15 protein-coding genes are annotated in these 18,134 nt (G+C 64.2%); 8 read left to right on the top strand and 7 right to left on the bottom strand.

Annotated features, from left to right (window positions below; translation table 11 throughout):
- Positions 1 to 31 precede the first annotated feature (31 nt).
- Positions 32 to 862 carry an aspartate/glutamate racemase family protein gene (locus F757_RS0132175; RefSeq protein WP_232221499.1) on the bottom strand — a complete coding sequence of 277 codons (831 nt, stop codon included), beginning with the start codon at positions 860 to 862 and terminating at the stop codon, positions 32 to 34.
- On the bottom strand, positions 841 to 1,875 hold the full coding sequence (locus F757_RS0132170) for an ABC transporter substrate-binding protein (protein WP_027214940.1): 1,035 nt from the start codon (positions 1,873 to 1,875) through the stop codon (positions 841 to 843). The genes F757_RS0132175 and F757_RS0132170 overlap by 22 nt, the downstream gene beginning before the upstream one ends.
- 429 nt (positions 1,876 to 2,304) lie before the next feature.
- On the opposite strand from F757_RS0132170, the gene F757_RS0132165 reads away from it, so the two are divergent.
- The 6 genes from F757_RS0132165 to F757_RS0132140 all read left to right on the top strand — a co-directional run bounded on the left by F757_RS0132165 (position 2,305) and on the right by F757_RS0132140 (position 9,849).
- The gene (locus F757_RS0132165; RefSeq protein WP_027214939.1) at positions 2,305 to 3,456 is read left to right on the top strand and encodes a porin; all 1,152 of its coding nucleotides are present in this window, start codon (positions 2,305 to 2,307) and stop codon (positions 3,454 to 3,456) included.
- Positions 3,457 to 3,633: 177 nt separating this feature from the next.
- Positions 3,634 to 5,355 carry a thiamine pyrophosphate-dependent enzyme gene (locus F757_RS0132160; protein WP_232221498.1) on the top strand — a complete coding sequence of 574 codons (1,722 nt, stop codon included), beginning with the start codon at positions 3,634 to 3,636 and terminating at the stop codon, positions 5,353 to 5,355.
- A gap of 75 nt (positions 5,356 to 5,430) precedes the next feature.
- Positions 5,431 to 6,903 (top strand): protoporphyrinogen/coproporphyrinogen oxidase, encoded by a 1,473-nt coding sequence (locus tag F757_RS34510; protein WP_084531104.1) that lies wholly within the window; start codon positions 5,431 to 5,433, stop codon positions 6,901 to 6,903.
- A gap of 110 nt (positions 6,904 to 7,013) precedes the next feature.
- Positions 7,014 to 8,102, top strand: coding sequence for an ABC transporter substrate-binding protein (locus F757_RS0132150; protein ID WP_027214937.1), 1,089 nt, complete (start codon positions 7,014 to 7,016; stop codon positions 8,100 to 8,102).
- Positions 8,103 to 8,152: 50 nt separating this feature from the next.
- Entirely contained in the window at positions 8,153 to 8,935 is a 783-nt protein-coding gene (locus F757_RS0132145) for an ATP-binding cassette domain-containing protein (RefSeq protein WP_027214936.1), read from the top strand.
- On the top strand, positions 8,932 to 9,849 hold the full coding sequence (locus F757_RS0132140) for an ABC transporter permease (RefSeq protein WP_027214935.1): 918 nt from the start codon (positions 8,932 to 8,934) through the stop codon (positions 9,847 to 9,849). Before F757_RS0132145 ends, F757_RS0132140 begins: the two co-directional genes overlap by 4 nt.
- Positions 9,850 to 9,965: 116 nt before the next feature.
- Here the strand turns inward: F757_RS0132140 and F757_RS0132135 are convergent, their stop codons facing one another.
- On the bottom strand, positions 9,966 to 10,595 hold the full coding sequence (locus tag F757_RS0132135) for a UbiX family flavin prenyltransferase (protein WP_027214934.1): 630 nt from the start codon (positions 10,593 to 10,595) through the stop codon (positions 9,966 to 9,968).
- Complete coding sequence (locus F757_RS0132130; protein WP_027214933.1) at positions 10,592 to 11,932, bottom strand: UbiD family decarboxylase; 1,341 nt, start codon at positions 11,930 to 11,932, stop codon at positions 10,592 to 10,594. Before F757_RS0132130 ends, F757_RS0132135 begins: the two co-directional genes overlap by 4 nt.
- 264 nt (positions 11,933 to 12,196) lie before the next feature.
- On the opposite strand from F757_RS0132130, the gene F757_RS34500 reads away from it, so the two are divergent.
- Positions 12,197 to 13,312, top strand: a complete 1,116-nt coding sequence (locus tag F757_RS34500; protein ID WP_051376911.1) for a helix-turn-helix transcriptional regulator — start codon at positions 12,197 to 12,199, stop codon at positions 13,310 to 13,312.
- A 153-nt stretch (positions 13,313 to 13,465) separates the two neighbouring features.
- Positions 13,466 to 14,893 (top strand): aldehyde dehydrogenase family protein, encoded by a 1,428-nt coding sequence (locus tag F757_RS0132115; protein WP_027214932.1) that lies wholly within the window; start codon positions 13,466 to 13,468, stop codon positions 14,891 to 14,893.
- Between the two features lie 153 nt (positions 14,894 to 15,046).
- Here the strand turns inward: F757_RS0132115 and F757_RS0132110 are convergent, their stop codons facing one another.
- From F757_RS0132110 to F757_RS0132100, 3 genes are all read right to left on the bottom strand, one after another.
- Entirely contained in the window at positions 15,047 to 15,718 is a 672-nt protein-coding gene (locus tag F757_RS0132110) for a response regulator (RefSeq protein WP_027214931.1), read from the bottom strand.
- On the bottom strand, positions 15,715 to 17,589 hold the full coding sequence (locus F757_RS0132105) for a type IV pili methyl-accepting chemotaxis transducer N-terminal domain-containing protein (RefSeq protein ID WP_027214930.1): 1,875 nt from the start codon (positions 17,587 to 17,589) through the stop codon (positions 15,715 to 15,717). Before F757_RS0132105 ends, F757_RS0132110 begins: the two co-directional genes overlap by 4 nt.
- A 126-nt stretch (positions 17,590 to 17,715) precedes the next feature.
- On the bottom strand, positions 17,716 to 18,120 hold the full coding sequence (locus F757_RS0132100; RefSeq protein ID WP_027214929.1) for a SirB2 family protein: 405 nt from the start codon (positions 18,118 to 18,120) through the stop codon (positions 17,716 to 17,718).
- Positions 18,121 to 18,134 lie beyond the last annotated feature (14 nt).

Here is an 18,134-nt window from a genome sequence, read left to right as displayed (position 1 = left end):
CCCTGAATGCAAGCAGACATGCGTGTGTGGGTCAGGAGCCCGCAGCAAAACGCCGCGGACGCAAGCCCGCATGAAACCATTGCACCATTGTCACGATATCGAACACTGGCAGACCGAAGCGTTCGCTGATCAACGCCGAGTACGGCGCGAAATTGCTGCACTCGCTGACGATCGCGCCAACCTCAGGATGCGTCCGCAGCAGACCCCCCGCGCATTGGAGCAGGTCGTCGGCCTGCTCGTCGAAACTGACGCGCGGCGCGTTCTCCAGATGGTTGCGAAAGAACCGGCTGTCTTCGGCGAGCCCGGCCACGGGCAGATCCAGCGGTGCGCGCGCGGCAAGCAGATGCCGGGCCGTCAGCGAGGCCGCGCGCGCGGTCAGGACGCCGACACGCTGACGACGCGGCAGCAGCGACGCCACCGCAGGAATCTGTAGTAGCGCCGAGGTCGCGACGGGAACGGCGCAGCGCTCGCCGAGCGCTTCCTGAAAGGCTACGAGGAAACCACAACTGGTCGTAATGCCGTCCACACCCAGAGCGACAAGCTGCTGCGCGGCCTCGACAAAGCGCTCGATCAGCGGCGCGGCGGCCTGCGCATCGCCGCCCGTGGCGGCCATCACCTGCGGCGCGGTCACGCCCGTCATGAGGCTGTACTGCACAGGAAAAGGCCACGTCGCGCCGTGACCGATGTCGCCGGGCAGGCGCTCAAAGCCGGTATCGAGCATCAGAATGCCGATGCTGACGCCGTGGATCGTGCGGCGGCGCGGGTGCAATGGCTGCGCTGCGCAGCCGCGCATTGCATCGCTTGTGCCGGGCTCATCCGGGAAAGCGTGCGCGCTCACGATCAGTTGACAAAGCAGTTGCACGCGTCGAGCGCGGGTGGAACCGGCAGACCGAGCGCCGCCATCTTGCGGCGGTTGATCAGCTCCTTGTAGTCGGCGGGTACTGCGCGATACACGGGCATGGCCGAGGGCTTCACGCCCTTGAGCATCCGCAACGCCATGTCGGCGGCATGCGCGCCTTGCGATTCGTACGACGGGGCATACGCAACGGCGATGATGTCGCCCTTGCGGATCAGTTCGTGTTCAGCGCTCAGGATCGGCACATGCATGTGATCCGTGATCGACGCGACCGCCGGCAGCGACGACTGAATCAGGTTCGAGCCAATCGCGTAGAAGAAGTCGATGCCTCGCAAAGTGCCGGCGCGTTGCGGCACATCGACGGTGGAATCCGCGGACGTGGCCACCATCTCGAGGCCCGCCTTGGCGGCTGCCGCTTTCAGGCTGCCGATGGCGGCGACATCGTTCACTTCGCCCGCGTTGTACAGCACGCCGAACTTTTTCGCCCTGGGGAAGACCTTTTTGGCAAACGCGAGGACCACATCGTAGTCCGTCGCGCTCGACGTGCCGTTGATGCGGCTGCTGCCGTGTTGCCAGTCCGGCACGATGCCGGCCTTGACGGGGTCGGTGACCTGCGAGAACACGAGCGGCGTGTCGAGATTGCCGACGTTGCGCACGGCGGCCTGCGCAACCGGAGTAGTCAGCGTGAGAATTACGGACGGTTGCTGCGCGACGATCTGCGCGAGCGTCTGCGGAATCAGGCTCGGCGTGAAGTTAGCGTCGCTGTACACATAGCGCACGTTCTTGTTTTCGACGTAACCGTGCGCCTGCATCTCGTCCTTGAAGCCCTGGATCGTGCGCGAGAGCGCCGGATGCGGCCCGAAGTTCGCAATGCCGACGACGATAGGCGCGGCCGGCGTGGCCTGAGCGAGCGCCGCCGTCGGCGCGAAGCTGCCGAAGCCGAGTGCGGCGCTCAGCAAGGTTGCCGTGATGGCGCGGCTACGGCCGATCTGTCGAACACATGCGCGGAGTAGCTTCATGGCGTGTTTGCCTGGAGTAGAGAGGACAGAAAAGGATCCGCGCCGCCAGTGCGCAGATCGGATGGTCCCATTCTGGTCGTGCAATGACCGCTCGCCCACGGCGCCGAAATAAAGAGTTCCGAAAACCTAACTATTGGTCCTTCTGGCGATGTCCCGCCACGGCGAGGCCGTTGTCGCGCCGTGGCGAAAGCCATGAGGCGTGCGCCGCAACAAGGCAGGAGAGGCCGTGCGCCGACACCGTGTCCGACGCGGCGCTCTAGTGAAGCGATTCAGAATTGAAGGAAAACGGGTCTAACTATTTTGAGGAGATTGTCACTGGTCTGTGCCGTTTCTAGTCTTCGCTCTGGCAACGGCGTTGCCGCACCGGCGCGTTGAACCTGCTACGAACGGATGTTCTCGCAACCATCGATCCCTCTACGGACCTTCCAGATGAAACGTATCTGCACAACGGCTCTGCTTTTTTCCCTTGCCGCTGCCGCACACGCGCAAAGCGCGCCGGGCTCCAGCGTCACGCTGTACGGCGTCGTAATGTCGGGTTTGATCTACTCCAACAACTCGCTGAAGGGCGCCTCGATCGGCACCGCGAACGGTCCGAGCCGTTGGGGCGTCAAGGGCGCCGAAGACCTCGGCGGCGGCCTGAAGACGATCTTCGTGCTGGAAGGCGGCTTCGACCCGAACTCGGGGAGGGCAGCGCAAGGCGGCCGCGAATTCGGCCGCCAGACCTACGTTGGGTTGCTCGACGAGCGGTTCGGCTCGCTGACGCTGGGCCGCCAGTACGACCTGACGCAGGACTGGCTCGCGCAGTATTCGTCGCCGCTTATGTGGAACGGCTACACGGCCACGGTCGGCGACAACAACAACTTCAACTTCCAGTTCCGCACCAATAACACGGTGAAGTACGTGTCGCCTTCGTATCGCGGCCTGCAGGCGGGTGTGCTGTACAGCTTCGGCGGCGTGGCGGGCAGCTTCGGCAACCAGAGCGCGGTCGGCTTCGGGCTGAACTACGCACAAGGCCCGCTGAAGCTGTCCGCTGCCTACATGCGTATGAATCACCCTGCTTCGGCGGCGAGCGAAGGCTTGTGGAGCACAGCGTCGTTCGCTTCGATCTCGGCCGCTTCGCCAACCGTCGCTTATGCCATCACGCCTTCGAGCATGGAAATCTACGGCGCGGGCGGTCAATTCGCTTTCACGAAAGACACGTTCGTGGGTCTCGTGGTCACGCATAGTCGTTATGACGACCTGGGCGTGGCGCAGCTCGGTCTTTCGCACGGCCGCGCGAGCTATACCAACATCGAAGGCAACGTGAGCCACTTCTTCACGCCTGCGTATCAGGCCGCAATCGACTACACGTACACCACGGGATCGGTCCAGCCGACCGATTTCAAGCCGCAATATCACCAGATTTCGCTGATCAACAACTACTTTCTGTCGAAACGGACCGCGCTGTACCTGGACGGCATCGTCCAGCTGGCCGCAGGGGACGCGCAGCACGCCAACATCGAATACGCCAGCGGTTCCGGCGGCGCATCGTCGACCAAACGGCAGGTGGCGATTACCGCTGGTATCTATCATCGGTTCTAATGGCGCAGGCGCCGCGGCCGCTGATTGGACGCAATCGCGCCGCTTTTCGTCACGTCATGTTGCCATGTAAAGGGAGTCGTATTACAGATGAGTCGCGAGCACACTGAAGCTTCAGTGCAGTCAGCAGCAACGCGCGAGGCCGCGGGTGGGTCCGCGCCCGCATCTTCGAATGAGCCCGTGGCTGGCCAAGGTGCGAGGCCGGACAATGCCCTTGACGAAGTGAGCGGCGCGCGGATCGTCGCCGAACTGCTGGGCGCCTACGAGGTGCCCGTCGTCTCCTTCATTCCGGGCGAAGGCATTCTCGAAATAGTTGACGCGCTCGCAGTGCATACGCCGCAGATTACGCTCGCCAGTTTCCGTCACGAAGCGGGCATGGCGTACGCGGCCCAGGCGATCGGTCAATTGACCGGCCAGCCTGGCATCTGTTTGGCCGGGCGGGCGCCCGGCGCGTTGAACACGACGCTCGCGGTGCATACGGCGTACACGGACAGCGCGCCGATGATTCTGATCGTCGGGCAGCCGAGCCAGGCGATCTCGGGCCGCGAGGCAATGCTCAACGTCGACGACTTTCCGCGCGTATTCGGCCCGCTTACCAAGTGGGTCGGCTACATCGACGCACCCGCGCGCATCGGCGAAATGTTCGCGCGTGCCTGGCACGTTGCGATGAGCGGGCGTCGCGGTCCTGTGGTGCTGGTGCTGCCCGAGGACGTCGCGCAGGCAAACGCGCGCCTGCGGCTCCCGACGATGCCGCAGGTGCCCGCGCCGTCGATCGCGCACGCCGATCTCGAGCGTCTGCGCGGCCTGCTGACAGCCGCGCGACGGCCGTTGCTGGTCGTGGGCGGTACGGGCTGGCGCAGCGCCTCGCTGCAGGCGCTCACAGCACTTGCACGGCGGCATGCCGTGCCGGTGGCCACCACCTACCGCCGTCGCGACCTGATCGACCACGACGACCCCATGTTCGTCGGCGAAATCGGCATCGGCATTGACCCGTCGCTCGCGAGACGCGTGAGCGAAGCTGATCTGCTGATCGTGCTGAACGGCCGGCTCGGCGAAATCAACACGCTCGGCGAGGGCTTCAAGGGCTATGCGCTGGTCCATCCGCAGATGATGACGGGGCGTGACCGTGTCCAGCGGCTTGTCCATATCCACGCGGATGCGGCCGAACTGAACGCCGTCTATCAGGCCGATCTCGCGCTGCTTGCGGAACCCAACGCGGCGGTCGACGCCTGGCACAACGCGGGCGCGGCCAGCGCGCCGTGGTGCGACGCGGACCTCCTTGATGCGCGACGCGAATGGATGGACACACTGCGCGCCGGGCGCCTCGCGTTCGTGGCGGGCGGACGCTGCGATGGCCCCGTCGATCTGCGTGCCGTCTATGCCACCCTCGACGCCGCGCTGGACGACGACGCGCTGCTCACGTCCGGCGCCGGTGCCTATGCGATGTGGCCGCAACGGTATCTGACGCACCGTCGTCCGGGCACGCAACTCGGGCCAAAAAGCGGCGCGATGGGTTACGGGCTTGCCGCCGCTATCGGCGCGGCGCTGGTGTCGCCGCCGCGCCGACAGATCGTCGCCATTGCCGGCGACGGCTGCCTGATGATGCACGCAGAGGAGCTGGAAACGGCGGTGCGGTTGGAGCTATCGCTGCTCGTGCTGGTAGTGAACAACCGCGCGTACGGCGCGATCGACGGCGCGCAGCGACGGCTCTTCGGGCGCACTGCGGGCACTGAGCTCGGCAACATCGACTTCGCAGCGTTTGCCCGCGCATTCGGCGTGCAAAGCTGGGTTGTCGACGCTACCGCGGCATTCAAGCCGGTGCTCGAAACAGCGCTCGAGCAGCCTGGCGTCAGATTGATCGAGTTGCGCGTGCCGCGTTCAGTCGGCAAGCCGCTCCCATAAGCAGGTCTTCGAAAACACCGAGCGGCGCTGTCTGTCGGCAGCGCCTTGTGGCATTCCCCTGGCAGTGACATGACAATGATCGAAACAACTACGCCCAAGCGCGATGAGCGTCACCCGGCGGCGGGCGCGGGCAGCAGAGGCAGCGCGCTCGTCGTCGGGTCCGGGATCGCCGGGCTGACCGCTGCGTACCGGCTGCAAGACGCCGGCATGCAGGTGACGGTGCTCGAAGCGAACGACGTGATCGGCGGGCGCATGGGCGACCGGCGCGTCGGCGATATTGCGTTCAACAGCGGCGCGCGTCTGGTGTATCCGTTCGGCAGCGCCTTCAATCGGCTGATCGCGGATCTCTCGCTGGGCGACGTGCTGGTTCCGCTGCGTAATCTGACAGCGCAGTGCGTGTCGCCCGCCGGCAGTCACACGATCGAACTGATGCCGTCCGTGCGCTCGCTGGCGACGCCCGCTCTGTCGATGCGCGAGCGTTTCGCGCTGGTGACGCATGCGCTGCGGATGCGTGCGCAGCGCGGCCGCGTCGACCCCGACTGGGCGATGAGCGCCATCGCCGTCGATCCAGCCGCCGACCAGCAGACGCTCGCCGACTACGTGCGCGCCGCTATCGGTCAGCAAGCGTTGTCCAGCATGGTCGAACCTGTTTTCCGCTCCACACGCAGCTTCAATCCAGAAAGCCTGTCGGCACTTTTCTACCGGTCGACGGTGCCGCATCTGATCGGCGAAGACACCGTCTACACGCTAAGGGGCGGCATGGGGACGGTGTGTCAGGCGCTGGCCACGCGGCTCGACGTACGCACGGGCGCCGCCGTTGCCTCGATCGAGACCGTGCCGCCTGCTGCGCAGCCGGCATTCGGCGATGCGGCACGGACAGCGGCGGCCCGTCCCGCTACGACGTCCGCCGCGCTGCGTCGTCCGCGTTTCGCGGTGACGCTGCGCGACGGCGCGGTCATGCTGGCCGATCATGTTGTGTGCGCAACCGAAGGCTCGCTGGCGAGGGCGCTCGTGCGCGATCCGCAGCGCGAGGAGCGCGAGATGCTCGATGCGGTGCGCTATAACGCTCTGGGCGTCGTGCATTACGGCTTCGCACAGCCGCTGCCGCCCTTGATGCAGTTCGCGGCCCGCGGTGCGGCAAGCCGGATCTCGACGTTCCAGCAGTTGCCGGCCGCACCGGCGAGCGGACGGCCGCTGACGCAGATCTATTGTCAGCTCACGCCGGAGGCCGCCGAGGAAGCCGAGCGCCGCGGTTTGACCGGGAACCTCGACGCGCTGCTGCGCGACGAGTTGCGCGCACGGATTCCCGACTTTGACCGGCACGTGTGTGCGGTTGTGAATCAGTGGATCGCGCGCAAGCTGCCGGTGTTCGTCCCGGGCTACGGAGCGCGTCTGCAAGCGTTCTGGCGCTGGCAGGAGGACGCGGCACGCAATGCGGCCCCGCCGGTGGTGTATTGCGGCGACTGGACGTCGCAGGCGCTTCTGACGGGCGCCTGCGCGAGCGGCGAACGCGCGGCGCGAATCGTCCTGGCGAGGACGCAAAACTAGGCAAAACGGCTCAACTTTTAGCGAAACGGCAAAAGCCGGGAGTGGAATAAATTCGGCTCCCGGTTCGATGCTACAAATTCACTACCCCATTTACGCTACGGAAATCTGCAATGAAGGGTTCAAACAGCACTGTCCGACGCCAGCCTGCTGCCCGGCGCACGATCCTTGCCGCGCTCGCCGGTATTGCCGGCGCTGCCGGATTCGCCAGCCTGGCTGCGCTTGCCGGCATTCTGGGCGCACCTGTGGCGCTTGCCGCCGGCGCGCCGGGCGCCGCGACGCCGCTCGTGCAGCCCGGCTCGCCCGTCACGATCGGCATTGCGAATCTCGGACCGCACCCGTCGCTCGCCATGACCATTCAGGGTTTCAAGGACGAGATGGCGCGCGAAGGCTACGTAGACGGCAAGAACGTGAACTACGCATACAGCGACGCGAACTTCACGCAGGCGCTGATGCCGCAAATGTTCTCGCAAATCCTGACGAAAAACCCCGCGTTGATCCTCACGGTGACCACGTCGGTCTCGCAGGTGGCGCGCTCGGTGGTGACGAACCCGGCTATTCCCCTCGTGTTTACGGAAGTCACCGACCCGGTGGCAGCGGGGCTCACGCCCAACTGGCAGCACGGCAGTGACCGCTTCAACGGCTCGTCCGACCTGCAGGACTTCGACGCCGTACTCGCCTTTGCCAAGAAACTGCTGCCCGGCGTCAAGTCGTTCGGCACGCTTTACAACGCGGGCGAAGCCAACGACGTTGTCACCACGCACGCACTCGAAGCCGCCGCGAAGCGCGCCGGCCTAGAGTTCAAGCCGGTCAGCGTCGACAGCGTCAACGACATCCCGCAGCGCGCGCAGATGCTCGAAGGCGTCGGCTTCGTCTACATCACCGGGTCGAATCTCGTGCAGTCCGCGATCCCGGCGGTCGCGGCCAGCATGCAGCGCATGAAGGTACCCGTCATCAGTTCGGAAACCGAAGCAATCAAGAAGGGCATGGCGACGGCTTCGTACGCAGTCTCGCTGCAGTCCGTGGGCGCGAACGCAGCGCGTGTGGCGGTGCGCGTGCTCAGGGGCGAAAAAACGAGTGCGATGCCGGTCATGCTGCCGGGCAAGGCCGACTACGTCAGCCAGATCAGCCGCAGTCAGTTTGCAAAGATCGGCCTGACGGTGCCGAAGTCATTCGAGGATTGCAAATGCTTCATCGACTGAAAGACCAGCCGCCCGCAAAGGTAATGACCATGCGCGAGAAACACATCCCGATGCTCTCGGTGGAGCAGATCAGCAAGACCTTCCACCCGGGCACCGTCGATGAGCGGATTGCGTTGACCGACGTGTCGCTCAAGCTGCAAGCCGGCGACTTTGCCGTCGTCGTGGGCGGCAACGGCGCGGGCAAATCCACGTTTCTCAACATGCTCGCCGGCGAAGTGATACCCGACTCGGGCGTCATTGCGATCGACGGTGAGGCGATCACCACGTTGCCTACGCATCAGCGCGCGAAATACATCTCACGCGTGTTTCAGGACCCTTCTATCGGCACTGCTGCGGCGCTGAGTCTGGAGGAGAACCTCGCGGTGGCCAGTCAGCGCGGGCTCAAGCGCGGCTTCGCGCGCGGCCTGACGAAGGCGCAGTGCGAGGCGTTTCGCGACCGCATGGCGTCGTTCGACCTCGGTCTGGAAAAGCGTATGAAGGCAAAGGCGTCGCTGCTGTCCGGCGGACAGAGGCAGGCGCTGTCGCTGCTGATGGCGGTGCTCCAGCGCCCGCAGTTGCTGTTGCTCGACGAGCACACGGCCGCGCTCGACCCGCGCACGGCGGCCATCGTGATGCGCGTGACCGAACAGGTGGTGCGCGAAGCGGGCCTGACGACGCTAATGGTCACGCACAACATGCAGCACGCGCTGGACTACGGCAACCGCCTCGTGATGATGCGCGACGGACGCATTGTCGGTGACCTGACGGGCGACGCGAAACTCGCCATGACGATGGACAAGCTCATGGCGACCTTCAACGAAGAGCCAGCACTGGCACGCACGGTGAACGCATGAATCTGATCAATGGTTTTATCGGCCTCGTGCCGGTCGGCATGATGCAGGGGCTGACGTACGCGTTGATCGCCGTGGCGATCATGATCCCGTTCCGCATCCTCAACTTTTCGGACATGACGGGCGAAGGCGCGTTTCCGTTTGGCGCGTGCGTGTGCGCCAAGCTGATGATGGTTGGCTTCAATCCGGTGATGGCGCTGCTCGGCGGTGCGCTGGCCGGTTTTGCAGCGGGCGTGCTGACAGGTTATATCCACGAAAAGGCGAAAATCAACACGCTGCTGTGCGGCATTCTGGTTCTGTCGATGCTGTATTCGGTCAATATCCGCGTAATGGGCCAACCCAATTCGGCGCTCTTTGCGTATTCGAGTGTGTTCTCGTGGCTGCCGGACGCGGGCGGCGGCTATCTGCCGCGCATTGTGCTGCTTTCGGTGATAGATGCGATCATCGGCGTGGGTGTCCTGTGGTTCCTCGGCACGCAACATGGTCTCGCCATGCGGGCAATCGGTTCGAGTCCTTCGATGGCGAAGGCGCAAGGTATCAACGTGAAGGTGTACACGCTGGTCGGCCTCGGACTCGCGAATCTGTTCGCGGCGCTCGGCGGCGCGATGCTCGCGCAGAATCAGGGATTTGCAGACGTGAACATGGGCTTCGGCGTGCTCGTCAACGGTCTCGCGGCGCTGCTGCTCGGCGAAGCCGTGATCGGCAACCGCTCGATGCTGCGCCAGGTGCTCGCGCCAATCCTCGGCTCGATCATCTACTTCCAGCTGATTTCGGTCGTGCTCGCGATCGGCTTTCAGCCTTCCGATCTCAAGCTCGTCACCGCGCTCTTCGTGCTGGTTACGCTGCTTTCCATGGCGTCGCGCAAGAAGCGCGCCGGCAGCGGTAGAAAGAGCGCGACGGCCGTTGCGCGGGCATAGCGAACCCGGCAAGCCCATGAGCAAATGCCCGGAACTGTGTTCCGGGCATTGTCGTTTGCGCGCAGCGAAAATGAAGGAACCGTGAGAGGCGCACCGACTCCGGCGCGGCACATGTATCAGCGCGACACGAGCGATGCCGCGAGTCCTTGCCACCTCGGGTACGGTCGATCCGGGTCGATGCCGAGCTGATCGAGCACGCGCATGACGGTGTAATCGACGAGCGCCTCGATGCTGTCCGGTTTTGCATAGAACGCCGGCAGGGGCGGCATGACGAGCGCGCCCATCTCCGTTGCGAGCGTCATGTTGCGCAAATGGGCCAGCGTTAGCGGCGTTTCGCGGGCGAGCAGCACGAGCTTGCGCCGCTCCTTGAGCGTAACGCTCGCCGCGCGCGCGACGAGGTTGTCGTCGAAACCGTGCGCCACGGCGCCCAGCGTTTTCATCGAGCAGGGCGCAATCACCATGCCGTCATGCTGGAACGACCCGCTTGCAATGCTGGCGCCCACTTCGTTCTGATCGTGACAGACGTCGGCGGCTTCGCGCAGCGCCGCGCGCTCCAAGCCGGTCTCGTCGGCGAGCGTCATCCAGCCGGCCCGCGAGACGACCAGATGCGTGGTCGCGCCGCTCGCACGCAGCGCATACAAAAGCCGCACGCCGTAGATCGCGCCGGTCGCCCCTGTTATCGCAACGACGATGCGCCGTGGCCGCTCGTCTGCCTCGCGAGCGAAAGCGGTGAGGGGCGCGTTCATGGCGTGGTCCGCGACAGGTGCGGCAGGTAGTCGCCGAGCACGATGTCCTTCACGCCCGGGATCGACTTGCGCTCGAATTCGGCTTCGCGTCCCCACGGCTTCGTTGCATCGAGGGCGAGCCTGCCCCAATGGTCGTTGTGCGGATCGCGATAGAAGCCTGGCACGTCGTGCAGCACCATCGTGCGTGTATCCGCGCGGCCGCGCGTGAGAAACGCCCAGATCACTTCGTCCATGTTGTAGATGTCGATGTCCTTGTCCACGACTATCACGAGCTTGTTGTAGTCGAGATGCGAACCGAGCGCGGCGAGCAACGCGTGCTGCGCGTGTCCTTCGTATTGCTTGTCGAGCTTGATGACAGTGTTCATCACGGTCGGGCGGCAGCTCACGTCGAGCACGCCGCGCACCTGACCGGCAATCGCCTTGTAGATGCGGGCGGCGGTGGCGGCTTCGAGCGGACGCAAGTCTTCGTCGGAGCCGCAGATCAAGCCTTGATACACGGCGCCTTCGCGCCAGCCCACGTGCGTGACTTCGAACACGTGGTTGTCGCCGACCTCGACGTAGTAGCCCATGAATTCGCCAAACGGGCCTTCGGGGCGCTTCACGTTCGGCAGAATGCGTCCTTCGATGACGATCTCCGCCGACACCGGCACGTCGAGATCGACCGTGAAGGCGGGACGCACCGCAAGCGGGCCGCCGCGCATGGTGGCGGCAAGCGCGAGTTCGTCGGCGTCGGGCGGCAGTGACACGCACGCGCTCATGAAGATCTCGGGATCGGCGCCTAGCAGGATCACGGCTTCAAGGGCTTCACCGCGCGCTTCGGCTCGCAACTGGAACTGCGCGAGGTCGTGACTGCTGCCGAGGCGAATGCGAAGTTCGTCGTCGGCCACCACCATCGAGCGATGAAACGAAAGGTTGCTGCGCCCGCTATCCGGATCTTTCGCGAGAAACACGCCGGCCGTGATGTACGGCCCGCCGTCGCGTTCGTGGTGGGTGAGGATAGGCAGATCGGACAGCTTGCCGGTGATCCAGTCGGCGGGCGGCGCGACGCGTTCGACCGGCGTTTCGAGTTGGGCGGCGAGCGAAATCTCTCGTGTAAGGCGGGCGCAGAACGTCTCGTCTTTTTCGCAGCGGATGATTTCGCGCAGGCGGTCGTGGTCGGTGTACAGGTTCAGCAGAACCGGCAAACGGCTGCCGCGCACATTCTCGAACAGCACGGGCCGCGTCGTTTCCTGCTGCAAACGACGCGCAACCGCGGCGGCTTCATAGCGCGGATCGACTTCGCGCGACACGGTCAGCAGTTCACCGCGTGCGCGCAGCCGGGAAAGATAATGTCTCATGGTAGGGCAGGTCTCATCGATAAGAGCATGGCGCGGCTGTTGCCGCGCGTGGCCTACTTATACCTGCGCCAATTGGCGCGGAGCCTGGGCGATCGGGACGTCGATCTAGGCAAAACGATCTTTCGGATGAGCCAGCCTGCATTGCGCATGCCGGGTGGGGAACGCACCAGGAGCGGAGTATTTTTGGAGGCGCAATAATAGGCCGGTCTGCGGTATGGCTGATCGCGCAACACCTGTGTCCGTTATCTGCTTCTGGAGTCTGATATGTCGATGTCCTCAGGAACGCCTGCCGGTCTGTTTCGCACCTCGCTTGCGGGACCGCAATCGCGACTCACGGAAGCGTTCGACGCATTGCGCACGCGGCCCGACTGCATCAGCGTGCCTGATTTTGGCCTGTATGGCGCGGTGGTGCCGGTGCCGGGCAACGCGGAAGAGGGCGTGTGGCGCATGGCAAGCATCCGGGACGAAATTTTCATCGTTGTGTCGGATTGCAACTACGCGCATAGCCGCTCGGAGAGCGTGTTGCCCGAGTCGTTCGTCGAATTTCACTTTTCGCTGTCGGGTCCGGCGAGCGTCGACTTTTCCGACACCGGCAATCTGCAGGTGAACGCACCGAATCTGCTGGTATGCCGCCAGGGCGCGGACGTGCGCTACCAGGTCACGTGTGGGCCGGGTCCGTGGCAGTCCGTCGGACTGTATGTGACGCAGCGTTACTTCGACCGGCTGCTGCGCTCGCTCGGCGGCGAAGCGGACCGCATCCGCGCTGAGCTTGCGGCCATCGGTTTCGACCAGATCTACAACCGTCAGATGCCGTTCAGTGTCGAAGCATTGCATATCGCAGAGCAGCTGCTTGCGTCGCCGTATCGGGGCGCACGTCACATGCTGTATCTCGAAGGCAAGTGCACCGAGATTCTGTGCGCATGCATCGAAATGTGGCTCGCGCATCTGAACGCGGACAAGCCCGGCGAGACGCTGTCCGCGCGCGATCTGCGGCTGATCGAGAAGGCGCGCGAGATGATTGTGGAAGACTTGCGGCACGCGCCGACCATTCCGGAACTGGCCCGTATCGTGGGCACGAACGCGTCGAAACTCAAGCGCGGTTTCAAGTTTCTCTACGGCATGACCATATTCGATTACGGTCATCGCTGCCGCATGAATCACGCGCTGCATCTGCTCGTCGGCGAGCGGCAACCGGTAGGACAGGTAGCGTTCGCGGTGGGCTATCAGCATCAGACGAGCTTTACTGCGGCGTTTCGCGATTACTTCGGCTTTGCACCGAAAGACGCACGCCGTCTCGCAAGTCCGATCGCGCCCGCGCCTGCAAGCACGACGGACACAGCCGACTCTCACGCTCCCTTTGCGTCACGCACTTTAATTTAGGAATTCGGCCGGATCGCCCGAGGCACGGTGTTCGCCGTGTTATTGCGTTGCTAGCATCGGTCATCGTCAGACATGTCGCGCATCTGAAGCACGGCATGCGATGCCCGAATGACCCGCTCACGCGGGCAAAACCACGCAACGTAAGGAAACACGATGACGTTCATCGCAGTTCGAAACCCTCGCACCGGCGAGCTTGACTACCAAATTGACGACATGGACGAAGCGCGCATCGGCGCTGCCGTGTCGGCCGCTCGTGAGGCACAACGTGCCTGGGCGCAAGGCGGCCTCGAATATCGCATCAAGGCGCTGCTCGCCTGGGCCGATGAACTGGAAAAAAACGGTGCGCAAGTGGTCGAGGCGCTCTCGGTCGATACGGCGCGCCATCGCATCTCGGCGGAAGAACTGGGTGCCGTGATTCACTTCATCCACGGATTCTGCGAGCATGCGCCGACCGTGCTCGCCACGCCGTTCCGCAAGCTGGACGCGCATCCCGATGTCGTGTTCAAGGTGACCTACGCGCCGTATCCGGTCGTGGGCGTCATCAGCCCGTGGAATTTCCCGCTGGTGCTGTCGTTCATCGACGCCATTCCGGCGCTAGTTGCGGGGGCCGCGGTCATCGTCAAACCGAGCGAGGTCACGCCGCGCTTCATCGAGCCGCTGCGCCGGACCATTGCGGCAGTGCCCGCGCTCGCTGACATCATCACGCTCGTGACGGGCGGCGCGGCAACGGGCGCGGCACTCGTCGCACAATCCGACGCCGTCGTTTTTACGGGCAGCGTGCCGACCGGGCAGAAAATCGCCGCAGCGGCCGCAGCAGCGTTCATTCCTGCCTATCTGGAACTCGGCGGCAAAGACGCGGCAGTGGTGCTGGCCGGTTCCGACGTGCGGCGCGCGGCGACCAGTATCCTGCGCAGTGCGCTGTATAACTCGGGACAAGTCTGCTATGCGATCGAGCGTGTCTATGCACATGAATCGCTGTACGACGCGCTGGTCCGCGAACTGTGCGTGCAGGCCGCGGCGCTCAAACGCAGCCATGCGGCCGGCGACGGCGGTCACTACGGCCCGATGATCTTCGGGAAGCAGGCGGACATCATCGACGCACAACTGGACGACGCACTCGGCAAGGGCGCGTCGATCGTGCTGGGCGGTAAGAGCGAAAAGGTGAACGGCGCCGTGTGGATAGACCCGACGATCGTGACCAACGTCGATCACACCATGACGCTGATGACCGAGGAAACTTTCGGTCCGGTCGTGCCGGTCATGCGCTTCAGTGACGAGACCGAAGCAGAGCGGCTCATGAACGATTCGATGTTCGGTCTGAGCGGCGCGGTCTTCGGCCCCGACACGCACACGGCCGGCGATTTCGCGACGAAGATGGAAGCGGGCGGCGTGAGCATCAACGACACAGAGTTGCCGCGCGTGATGATGTTCGATGGCGAGAAGACGGCGTTCAAGAAGTCGGGCATGGGCGGTTCCCGTTATGGCGCGACGAGCATCATGCGCTACGTGCGTAAGCGCGCGCTGCTGGCGAACGAAGGGGAGGTCGCATCGCTCGATAAGTTGGCGGAAGTCGCGGGCTGAGCGATAGCGCGTCGCAACGCTTGTTGCGACGCGGTGGCGGTGGCAGTGGCAGGTGACGGGAAGGATCGGCTTTAGTCGCCGCGAGACGGAACGGCAACTGCGCGCCCTTCCGTGCAACGAGCAGCAATCGGCACACGCCTCTCGCCGCTGCCATCACGCAGCGTGCGCAACCGCATACGCTGCCGCCTGCACACGCGAACTCAGCTTCAGCTTGCGCAGAATGTGCTGCACATGAATCTTCACCGTCGCTTCTGCGATATTCAGCGCGCGTGCTATTTCCTTGTTGGTTCTGCCCTGTGAGATATGCGCGAGAATCTCGGCCTCGCGTACCGACAGATCACGCATCGGATTCTGCTCGGGACGGCCTTCGTCCGCTTTGACGCCGTTTTGCAGCGCATTAAACGCGCTCACCAGCTTGCCGGTCATTTCGGGGCTGATTGCCGATTCGCCTGCCATCGTTCGGACGATGGCGGTGGTCATTGCGTCGCTGTCCACGGTCTTCAGCAGATAACCACGTGCGCCGCCGCGCAACGCTGCAGCAAGATCGTTCGCATCCTCGCTGACCGTGAGCATCAACACGCGTGCCTGTGGCGCGGCTTCCTTGAGCCCTGCTAGCGCGTCGACACCCTTCACCCCTGGCAGGTGATTGTCGAGAAGAATGATGTCGGGCTGCGTTTCTGCAGCGCGCCGATACGCTTCGCCGGCGTCGCCGGCTTCGGCCACCACGACGAAGCGCGGGTCGGCCGTGAGCAGCGCAATCACGCCGCGCCTCAATAGCGTATGGTCGTCAACGACCAGCACACGAATCTGTTTCTGTTCGGTCATGCCGCCAGTCTCCTCGGTTCAGGTAGCGTCAGCACGATGCAGGTGCCCGAGCCGGGCACGGAAGCAATCTCCACGTCCGCGTCGATACGCTCGGCTCTCTCATGCATGATGCGCAAACCCACATGGGTTTCGTCGTGCGCGGCGCCTTCCACTGCAAAGCCGCAGCCGTCGTCACGCACTTCCACGCGCCACTGCGGGGTCTGCTGCACGTCCACCCACACTTCGCGCGCCTGTGCATGCTTGCGGACGTTGGAAAGCGCTTCTTGCACGACGTGTAGAACCTGCACCTGCACGTCGGCGGGCAAGGGTACGCCATGACCTTCTATGGACAGATGCGTGGTGAGGCCCGTCTGGTGCTCGAACTTCTGCAAGGTGGTTTGCAGCGCGGCGGTAATGTCCTCGGCGTTGGTGCGGGTACGGAAGTGCATCAGCAATTCGCGGACGTCGGACAGGCTTTCGTGAATGCCGGCCTCCAGTTCGCCGACCGTCTGTTCCGTGCGCGTTGCGTCCGAATTCTTCAACGCGCTGCGCAACAGACCGGTTTGAATCTTCATGAAGGCGAGGCTCTGCGCAATCGAGTCGTGAATCTCGCGGGCTATCAGGCTGCGCTCCGCGGCAACCGCGGCCTCACGTTCCAGAGCGCCGGCGCGCAGCCCTTCGATCGCAACGGCCAGATGGCTCGCCATTGTCTCCAGCAGCGTGCGGTCTTCGCTGGTGAGCGCTGTGGGGGCACGGTAGAACAGGTCCATTTCGCCGATCATGCGGTCCTGAAGCTGTACAGGCACGCTCACCATGTCCGTGAAACCCGCTTGTCCACAATCGCGCGGCATGCCTTCGCCGTCTACCCGGATCGGTATGACGCGGGTGTCCGCCTGCGCCAGCGGTTGCCCGCAATGACAGTCGCCAGTTGGAATGCACTGTTCCCGGTCGGCCATATGGCGCGGCAAACCATCGGACGCCAGCAGCAGGTAGCGCAGATTCGCTTCGTCGGACCAGCGGATCGCCGATGCATCGGCTTTCGCAACGCGTCTAACCTGCTTCGCGAAGCCGTCGGCCAGTTCTTCCAGCGTCGACGCGTGAGCGGCAAAGGCGCTCGCTTCGTACAGCGTGGTCAGGCGCGCATGCTGGGCCGCGAGCCGCAAGGTCTTTTCCTCCACCTTGACTTCGAGGTTCTGGTAGAGCTCCTGCAACGTTTCCGCCATGCGGTTGAAGCCCTCCGAGAGCGCGCCGAACTCGTCGCTCGACTCCACCGCGATCCGTGCCGACAGGTCGCCTTCGCGCACGCGAGCGAGGCCCGAGCGCAGCCGCTCGAGCGGATTGAACACAAATAGATACGCCGAATACAGGAGCGTGACCGCGCTTGCGATGGTCAGGCCGACCATCAGCACCTGCAGGAGGTTGAGGATGGTGGTCAGATTGGACAGGCGCACTTCGATGGCCGAAACCAGTATGTCGATGTGTTCGACGAAGCGCTGAGCCTGTTGCGCGGCCAGCGTCGGGTCCGGCGCGGGAGTGGCGGTCCAGGCCGTGCGGATGGTTTGCCACTCGCGTTGCACATCCGCAAAGGCCGCGCTCGAACGTACATCGCGCGGCACCAGCAGGGGCCGTGCGGGATCGCCGTCGCGCAACAGGGCAACGCTCTGATCGAACTGGCCGAGCTGGGCTTTCGCTGTGAGCGCGTCGCTACGCGCGAGCGTTTGAGCGAGCCGCCAGGTTTGCATGCGCATGCGGCCCGCTTCGTTGACAGCCGCTGCGCCGCCCTCGAGCTGCCAGCTTGCCCACAGCGTATAGCCGATCGAAGCGAACGCCGCCAAAAGCAGCGTGCCGCCGATAATGCCTAGCTTCGCGGCCAGTGTGTGGAATCTGCGCATGGGGGTCTCTGCATCGCTCTGGACTGCGTGCGCGAGGTCGCGCGCGCGGAAATGTCAGTCGATATATTTACCGGCCGCAGGTCCGGGACCCACTGATCCAGATCAATGCGAGGCGTATTGCGCCGCTCAGAAGAAGCGTGCCAGCACACCTAGCGGGTTGTGCATGACAGCAATCGACGCAATGAAAAGATACAGGCCAATCGCGCATCCATAAGCGGCGGCGCGCAGAGCCAGGTTCGGCGAAGGCCTCATGGCGAGCGAGCCGGCCGCTATGTAGAGCACAAGCAGCAAAAGCTTCACGCCGAGCCATGCGTCGCGCGCCGGGTTCAGGCGCAGCATGAACCACAGGGTGACGCCGGCGGCGAGCAGCAGCGTGTCGACCGCGGCGCTGAGAATGCGCCAGTGCTTATGCATCGGCCAGACGCGCCCCGTCAGCACACTCGCGCCACGCACGGCAAAAAGCGCACCGCTCACGCTGACGAGTGACACGTGAGTCACTTTCAGCGCCGGATAAAGATCAGTCAAGGACATGCCGCTCCTCGAGC

Source organism: Burkholderia sp. WSM2232 (genome assembly GCF_000472545.1).
In the GTDB taxonomy this organism is placed as follows: Bacteria; Pseudomonadota; Gammaproteobacteria; order Burkholderiales; family Burkholderiaceae; genus Paraburkholderia.
This window is presented reverse-complemented; position numbering and strand designations above follow the sequence as displayed.

Bases quoted from the DNA above. Each gene is read 5' to 3' on its own strand.
- F757_RS0132130 (WP_027214933.1), bottom strand. From the start codon at position 11,932: ATGAGACATTATCTTTCCCGGCTGCGCGCACGCGGTGAACTGCTGACC.
- F757_RS0132135 (WP_027214934.1), bottom strand. From the start codon at position 10,595: ATGAACGCGCCCCTCACCGCTTTCGCTCGCGAGGCAGACGAGCGGCCA.
- F757_RS0132110 (WP_027214931.1), bottom strand. From the start codon at position 15,718: ATGACCGAACAGAAACAGATTCGTGTGCTGGTCGTTGACGACCATACG.
- F757_RS0132170 (WP_027214940.1), bottom strand. From the start codon at position 1,875: ATGAAGCTACTCCGCGCATGTGTTCGACAGATCGGCCGTAGCCGCGCC.
- F757_RS34510 (WP_084531104.1), top strand. From the start codon at position 5,431: ATGATCGAAACAACTACGCCCAAGCGCGATGAGCGTCACCCGGCGGCG.
- F757_RS0132105 (WP_027214930.1), bottom strand. From the start codon at position 17,589: ATGCGCAGATTCCACACACTGGCCGCGAAGCTAGGCATTATCGGCGGC.
- F757_RS0132140 (WP_027214935.1), top strand. From the start codon at position 8,932: ATGAATCTGATCAATGGTTTTATCGGCCTCGTGCCGGTCGGCATGATG.
- F757_RS0132100 (WP_027214929.1), bottom strand. From the start codon at position 18,120: ATGTCCTTGACTGATCTTTATCCGGCGCTGAAAGTGACTCACGTGTCA.
- F757_RS0132145 (WP_027214936.1), top strand. From the start codon at position 8,153: ATGCTCTCGGTGGAGCAGATCAGCAAGACCTTCCACCCGGGCACCGTC.
- F757_RS0132165 (WP_027214939.1), top strand. From the start codon at position 2,305: ATGAAACGTATCTGCACAACGGCTCTGCTTTTTTCCCTTGCCGCTGCC.
- F757_RS0132115 (WP_027214932.1), top strand. From the start codon at position 13,466: ATGACGTTCATCGCAGTTCGAAACCCTCGCACCGGCGAGCTTGACTAC.
- F757_RS34500 (WP_051376911.1), top strand. From the start codon at position 12,197: ATGTCGATGTCCTCAGGAACGCCTGCCGGTCTGTTTCGCACCTCGCTT.
- F757_RS0132150 (WP_027214937.1), top strand. From the start codon at position 7,014: ATGAAGGGTTCAAACAGCACTGTCCGACGCCAGCCTGCTGCCCGGCGC.